The organism is bacterium (assembly GCA_024226335.1).
Classification (GTDB): domain Bacteria; phylum Myxococcota_A; class UBA9160; order SZUA-336; family SZUA-336; genus JAAELY01.
This window is the reverse complement of record JAAELY010000139.1, coordinates 24,862-30,963: the sequence shown is the minus strand read 5'-3', so window position 1 is coordinate 30,963 and position 6,102 is coordinate 24,862. Positions and strand designations below refer to the sequence as shown.

The following is a 6,102-nucleotide window of genomic DNA, read 5'->3' as shown; positions in this document are numbered from 1 at the left end:
CGCGCTCCGCGTCCGTCAGCGTCACCGCTGCGCGTGGTCGTCCTCTCTGCCCCATCGTCTGCCCTCCATTCTACTCTGGGAAGACCGACTCCTGAACACTTCAATTAATTCGAGATGGAACTTCTGAAACAGGACACTAGCCCGAATCGATCCGGAAGGTGGGCGCGAGATCCCTGGGCCGGTCTCACTCGGGATTCTCCGATATGCTGGGGTTCCAATTTCCGGAGGACAAGAGATTGAGCGACCGGTGTCCGCATCAGTTCGACCTTATGAATCCCGAACGCATGAGCCGAGGCGTTCCCTTCGAGGATCTGGCCACCCTCAGACGCGAGTGCCCGGTCGCCCTCCAAGACGCCACCGACCACACTGGCGAATTCTGGGCCATTACCCGAAGAGATGACATCGACTTCATCTCGAAAAATCCCGGCCTGTTTTCTTCGGCCGCCAACCTCGCGCATCCGCACCCGGCCGGTGTCGACCCCGCTGCGCAAGAACTCATGCGCCAGTTGATCATCAACATGGATCCACCCACTCACACCCAGTACCGCAAGGTGGTCCGCGCCGCGTTCACCGTTCGGGCGGTAGAGGCGTTGGAACCGATGATGAGAGAGCGGGCTCGCGCCATCATCGACAAGGTCGCCTCGAGGGGAAGCTGTGAGTTCATCTCCGAAGTCGCAGCAGAGATGCCGCTCTTCGTGATCTGCGCACTCACCGAAATGCCTGTCGAAAAGCGTCAGGAATTCTCCGACCTGGTCAACACGATGATAGGCATGGACGACCCGGAACTGAACCTGTCGCCCGAAGACGGGCAGGCTGCGGCCGCACGAATCTTCGAGATCGCAATGGAACTGGCCACGCGGCACAAGGCCAATCCGAAGAAGGGCACCGTACTCGACGCCCTCTTGAGCGGTGCCGTCGAAGGCGAAGCCCTGAACGAGTTCGAGTTCTGCACCTTCTTCTTGATCCTGATCGCGGGTGGCGTCGAAACCACGCGAACCGCCACCAGTCACGGAATGCGGTTACTCATCGAACATCCCGATCAGTTGCAGAAACTGGTCGACGATCCCTCCTTGATCCCGAATGCCGTGGAAGAGGTCCTGCGCTTTCACCCATCGTTCAACTTCATGCAGCGCACGGCAACCGACGACGTAAAGATTGGCGCTAAGGACGTGAAGAAGGGAGACATCGTGCGCATGTACTACCCCTCGGCAAACCACGACGAGAGCGTGTTTGGCGACGACTCTGAGGAATTCGATGTGGATCGCGTTCAGAGAATGCCCGAACTCAAGAATGAGCACCGTACCTTCGGCATCGGACAACATTTTTGCCTGGGCTCACATCTGGCGCGCAAGGAACTGATCGTGATGTTCGAGGAAATCATTCCGCGCATGCGCAACCCAAAATTGGCAGGCACACCCAGTCGCCTGGTGTCCAACTTCATCCCGAGCATCAAGCAGATGCCCATTACCTTTGATCCGAGCTGATTTCAGCTGGATCGAGCGAGGCCGAAGCCATGCTGCAGAAATTCGTGTTCATCACAGGAGCCCTTGATTGCCTGGTCGGTGCGGGGACCTGGGCCGGCGCACTGGCTGACCCACAACCCAACCAACTCGTGCCACTGATGACGCTGGGTACGTTTTTGATGATGGCGGCCGCATGCCTGATGTGGGCGTCCAAGGACATGGCCGCGCGCGCACCGGTGATCTTCTGGCAGGGACTGGTGCGCCTGACTGCAGTCTGCTCGGTGATCTACGCAGTCCCAGCGGGCCTGGCCGAGTCCTGGCAGTACGGCCTGGTCGTCTTCGACGGTGTCATCGGTCTGGTCTACGTCGTGGGTATGACGCGAGTGACCGGCCGCAGCCCGTTGAAGCTATTGCTCTGCTGGACCTGAATCCGACGTCGTCGTAACTCTGAAGTGGAGACAACGTGAGCAAGACACCTCTGGAGGTCACCACAACGGCCGTACCGGATCAGCAGAAACACTACGACAGTGTGTTTCCGCTGGCGTACGTCTGTAGCACGGAAGGGGCGAGTCCCACTGATGCCGCAGACTGGGCGCGGGAACACTCGAGTGAACTGACCGCGCAGTCCGGCCGGCACGGCGCAGTCTTCTTCCGCGGCTTCCCACTGGTGACTCCTGAGGATTTCGACGCTTTCGTCACGGCCTTCGACCTGCCCTGCTTCGCCTACGACGACTCCCTGTCCAACGCGGTGCGCGTCAACTACACCCCGCGCGTCTTTTCTGCCAACGAGGCGCCACCCGAAGTGACGATCAATCTGCATCACGAGATGGCGCAGACTCCGTTCTTCCCGAGCAAGCTCTTCTTCTTCTGCAATACCGCCGCTGATGTCGGTGGCGCGTCGTCCATCTGTCGCTCCGACGTACTCTGGGAAAGGCTGGTCGAGCAGTGTGCCGAGTTCGCACACACCTGTGAGGAAAAGGGATTGAAGTACACCCACACCATGCCGGCCGAAGAAGACCCGCAGTCAGGAATGGGTCGCAACTGGAAGAGCACCTTCAGTGTGGAAACCCGGGAGGCCGCCGAAACCCGCATGAGCGAGCTCGGATACACGTGGGAATTCCTGGACGACGGTAGCCTGCGTGTCACCACGCCGAGGTTGCCCGCGGTGCGCGAACTGGAAAGTGGACGCAAGGCTTTCTTCAACCAGCTGATCACCGCCTTCACCAGCTGGAAGGACGAGCGCAACGATCCGGGCAAGGCCGTCACCTTTGGCGATGGCTCCCCCATGGACGTGAAGGGAGCCCAGCGCGCCGCCGAGATCGCCGAAGAGCTCATCTTCGACGTTCCCTGGCAGCCGGGTGACGCGGCCCTGGTCGACAACTACGTCGCGCAACACGGCCGCCGCATCTTCCAGGGAACGCGCAAGGTGCTGGCATCGTTCGCAGCATCCCCGACTCGTTGATGTAGCGATGAAACCGACTCGCCCCACCCCTTCCACAATCACCGGGTCGCGCAGTTCCGGCGCGGGAATCTGGCAGGGCCGCGTCGCCGTCGTGACCGGAGCCGCAAGTGGCGTAGGTCGCGCGCTCAGCGAAGCACTCGCGGTTCGCGACTGTCGACTGGCCCTGGTCGATGTAAATGCGGAAGGACTCCGGGAAGTGGCGAACCGCGTGCAAGAACTCGGTGGCGTGGCCTCGACCCATATCGCCGATGTTTCAGACGCCGAGAGGATGAAGCTCCTTCCCGAAGAGATTCTCACCGAACACGGACATATTCACATTCTGATCAACAACGCCGGGGTCACGGTTGCCGCCAGCTTTGAAGATCACAGTCTCGAAGAGCTGCGTTGGTTGATCGGAATCAACCTCTGGGGAGTCGTGCACGGCTGCCACTTCTTTCTCCCTTATCTGAAACGCGAGAAAGACGCGAAGCTCGTCAATATTTCGAGTAGTACGGCGGTAATGGGCTTCCCCGGGCAGAGCGGCTACTCGGCATCGAAAGGCGCCATTCGAAGCCTCAGCGAGTCGCTTTCCGCAGAGTTGCACGGAAGCAATGTGAAACTAACGAGCATCTACCCGGGCGGAATCCGCACTGGGCTCTTCGAAGCTGCGCGAGGAGCGAACCGGGAGATGATGGCTGAGATGGGGAACGAGCCGCGCGTAGCGCGCATGTTTCTGTCCCCCGAGAAAGTCGCAAAGACGATCATCCGCGCCGTCGAGCGCGGTCGAGTGCGTGCGCCCGTCGGTTGGGACTCCTATCTGGTCGAGTGGCTCTGGCGTCTGTCCCCTTCGCTGGCCCTGTATGTGTCCGCGCGCGCGGGCGTCGGCAATCTGTCCAGCGAAGCCGACATCGATCGCGCGCGTGGTATGCGCAGCGTCGAGGTTCGCCGTCGATTCGAGGCTCCGCCTCGGGCGGTCTGGGACGTGTACACCGACCACGCCCGTTGGAGTGAATGGGCGGGAACTCCGGGCTCTCGCCTGGTCGCGAAGGGGCAACACGATCCAAACGGGGTCGGGGCCGTGCGCAGCTTCACGGGCGGAGTACGCGAGCAGGTACTCAGCTTCGACCCACCGAGACGCATGACCTACACCGTGATCAGCGGGCCTTTCCCGATAAAGGATCACGAAGGCGAGGTCGTCTTCGAGCCGGATGGCGATGGCACTCTGGTGACCTGGCGCTGCCGATTCAAGTCGAAGATTCCGGGCCTCGGCGGACTGCTCGAGCGCATCGTGACCTCGATCTTCGCTCGGGGCCTCGAAGGACTCGAACGTCACTCCTTTCCCCCGAGAGCCACTCAGGGTCAGCGGTAGCTCCAATCGATTCCTGCTCCGGTGCGACTGCTCCGGTGCGACAAGGGGGCGCGGTACCGCACCTCCTCTCGACCCACTGCGGTACAGTTTGCCTCACATCTGCGGCATTTTCTGCCCTTCGATCCCCCTCTACGGGGTCTGCTCGCCACGCAGGGGTCATGGCGGCTGGTATAGAGGTTGCAGCCGCGTGAAGTGGTGAATCCGGCGGACAATCTCATCTTCGTCGTCGATGACGATGACGCCTTCAGGGCATTGATGCACGAGTACCTCGAGCTGCTCGGTTACCAGGTCTGTGCCTTCGCACTGGCGGAAGAGCTTCTGGCGAAGATGGGCAGTGGATCTCGCATGCCCGCGCTCGTTCTCAGTGATACCCACATGCCGCGTATGACGGGGCTTCAGCTCGCGCAGGATATTCGAAAGAGCCACCCGGATCTCCCGATCATTCTGATGAGCGCCTTTGGAGAACCCGAGAGCGAAGGGGCTGCAATCGGACAAGGGGTGAGCGCCTACCTGGAAAAGCCCTTCCAGCTGCCCACAATCGCGGCGTTGGTCCAGAGCCTTCTGGGGAGCGAACAGTCCACATAGCCCTACCGCTGGCGGGGCCGCTAGGGAATCTCTGCACAGGGAGGATTCGAGCGAGAAGCGGGAGTCGCCGCCTGAGCAAGAAGCGTGATCCGATCGCAGATCCGTAGATCTGCAGAAGGTCGCGCGACGCAGCGCAGGCGGATGCATCGCGCTTCGCAGCCGCAGCCTCTCTGTGCAGAGGTTCCCTAGGAATTGATCCTCGGCAGCGACATCACGAATCGCGTGTTGGGACAGTTCTCGTCGATCCACAGCGAGCCGGAATGGGCTTCGATGATTCCCTGAGAGATGCTCAGCCCCAGTCCCGTTCCTCGGTCCGCCTTCTTCGTCGTAAAGAAGGGCTTCATCACCTTCGAGCGGAGTTCTTCGGGAATGCCTTTGCCACTGTCGACCACCGAGATCTGCACGGTGTCCTCGCTGGCGGACACCTGGATGCGAATCCAGCGCTCCTGGAGTTCGTGAATCGCGTCTGCAGCGTTATTGAGCAGATTGACCAGTATCTGGCTGATCTGGGCTTCGCGACAGGGAACCCTCAGCTTGGGGTCCAGGCCGTCGACCTGAACATCGATACCCAGCTTCAGCATGCGATCCTTCGAGAACTCCAGCACGTCGCGAATCAGCTCGGATACAAACACGGGGGTGAGTGGGTCGCTCGAAGCATCTCGCGCGAACGTGCGCATCCCGCGAATGATGCGCGCCATGCGCTCGCTGAGTTCGTAGATGATCTCCATGCCACCGCGGATCGCCTGGTCATCGGCCCGATTCGACTTCAGCTGGATCTCGAGCAACTCGACCCGACCCTGCAGGGCCGCCAGGGGATTGCCCAACTCGTGCGCCACACCCGCAGCCATCTCTCCCAGACTCGCCATCCTCTCCGACTTCACTGCGATTCGCTGCGCTTCTCGCATACTGCGGTTGTGTCGTTTGTGGTCGAAACAGAAGTAGGCCGTCAGCCAGATCACGAAGAGTGCCAGGAAGCGATTCGTCAGAACCATCCACAGAACGCCGCCTTCGGGTGAAAGCGCGTAGCCGGTCACGGTCAAGACCGTTCCCGAAATCGCCGCGAACCAGGTGAGCCCCGGTCCGGGAGAACGCAGACTCAGCAGCACGAGCAGCGTATAGGGAATTGCAGCGGCCACGCCCAGAGGCACCAGCAGATCGAACGCGAAGGTCGCGACCGCGATCACGATCCCAAATGCGTGGATCGCCGTGAACTGTTGGATTTGTTGGGGCGCCGGAACTTTCAT

The 6,102-nt window shown here is 60.9% G+C and carries 6 protein-coding genes; 5 read left to right on the top strand and 1 reads right to left on the bottom strand.

Features of this window, described 5'->3' with window-relative positions; translation table 11 throughout:
- Positions 1-203: 203 nt before the first annotated feature.
- The 5 genes from GY725_06600 to GY725_06580 all read left to right on the top strand — a co-directional run bounded on the left by GY725_06600 (position 204) and on the right by GY725_06580 (position 4,858).
- A complete protein-coding gene (locus GY725_06600; protein ID MCP4003849.1) occupies positions 204-1,484 on the top strand; it encodes a cytochrome P450 in 1,281 nt (426 codons plus the stop codon).
- A gap of 29 nt (positions 1,485-1,513) precedes the next feature.
- Positions 1,514-1,891 carry a hypothetical protein gene (locus GY725_06595; GenBank protein MCP4003848.1) on the top strand — a complete coding sequence of 126 codons (378 nt, stop codon included), beginning with the start codon at positions 1,514-1,516 and terminating at the stop codon, positions 1,889-1,891.
- Positions 1,892-1,926: 35 nt separating this feature from the next.
- Entirely contained in the window at positions 1,927-2,925 is a 999-nt protein-coding gene (locus GY725_06590; protein ID MCP4003847.1) for a SyrP protein, read from the top strand.
- 7 nt (positions 2,926-2,932) lie between these two features.
- Positions 2,933-4,273, top strand: a complete 1,341-nt coding sequence (locus GY725_06585; GenBank protein MCP4003846.1) for an SDR family NAD(P)-dependent oxidoreductase — start codon at positions 2,933-2,935, stop codon at positions 4,271-4,273.
- A gap of 177 nt (positions 4,274-4,450) precedes the next feature.
- Positions 4,451-4,858: a response regulator gene (locus tag GY725_06580; GenBank protein ID MCP4003845.1), complete on the top strand. Its 408-nt coding sequence runs from the start codon at positions 4,451-4,453 to the stop codon at positions 4,856-4,858.
- Positions 4,859-5,043: 185 nt separating this feature from the next.
- Here the strand turns inward: GY725_06580 and GY725_06575 are convergent, their stop codons facing one another.
- Positions 5,044-6,102: a GHKL domain-containing protein gene (locus GY725_06575; protein MCP4003844.1), complete on the bottom strand. Its 1,059-nt coding sequence runs from the start codon at positions 6,100-6,102 to the stop codon at positions 5,044-5,046.